Source organism: Streptomyces sp. TRM70350, from assembly GCF_019219825.1.
In the GTDB taxonomy this organism is placed as follows: Bacteria; Actinomycetota; Actinomycetes; order Streptomycetales; family Streptomycetaceae; genus Streptomyces.
The window spans coordinates 1-762 of the sequence record NZ_JAHUXH010000111.1; the positions used below are offsets into that span (position 1 = coordinate 1).

The following is a 762-nucleotide window of genomic DNA, read 5'->3' on the forward strand; positions in this document are numbered from 1 at the left end:
GGTCAGCGCGAGCGCCATGTGGTCCCCGACCGGCATGTCCACGTCCGCGTCCTCCGGGCGCTTCACCGGCCCGCCGAGGCCGACGCGGCCCACGCAGGTCCACGGGTCGACGTCGCTCTTGCGCTCCAGCAGCGCGGCCGACTCCATGCCGAAGGTCTCGCGCACCCGCTCCAGCAATGCTTCCAGGCTGGTCTCGCCGCGCAGCACGTTGCCCGCGAGGAAGGACAGGATCTCCGACTCCGCCCGCAGCCGGGCCGCCTGATGGGTCCGCCGGGCCGCGAGGTCCACCACCGACGCCACGGACACCGCGACGGCCACGAAGATCACCAGCGCGACGATGTTCTTCGAGTCGGAGATCGTCAGCCGGTGCAGGGGCGGGGTGAAGAAGTAGTTCAGCAGAAACGATCCGAAGGCCGCCGAGACCAGCGCCGGGAGCAGCCCGCCGAGCAGCGCCGCCGCCACCGTGAGCGTCAGGAACAGCAGCACGTTGTTGGCGAGGCCGAGGTCGACGGTGTTGAGCACCACCGCGAGGATCGCCGGACCGGCGAGGCCGACGGCCCAGCCCCAGATGATCCGGGCCCGCCCCAGCCGCGCGCCCCGGGCCTGGGGCAGTCCACGCCCCTTGGCGACCTCCTCGTGCGTGACGATGTGGACGTCCAGGTCGGGACCGGACTCCCGGGCGACCGTCGCGCCGACGCCGGGTCCGAAGACGTACTGCCAGGCCTTGCGCCGCGACGACCCGAGGACGATCTGGGTGGCGTT

Annotated in this window: 1 protein-coding gene; it reads right to left on the reverse strand. The window is 72.3% G+C overall.

What is annotated here, in order from left to right:
• Positions 1-762, reverse strand: a 762-nt coding sequence (locus KWI83_RS37800; protein WP_218518890.1) for a DUF4118 domain-containing protein, incomplete at both ends; no start/stop codon positions are given.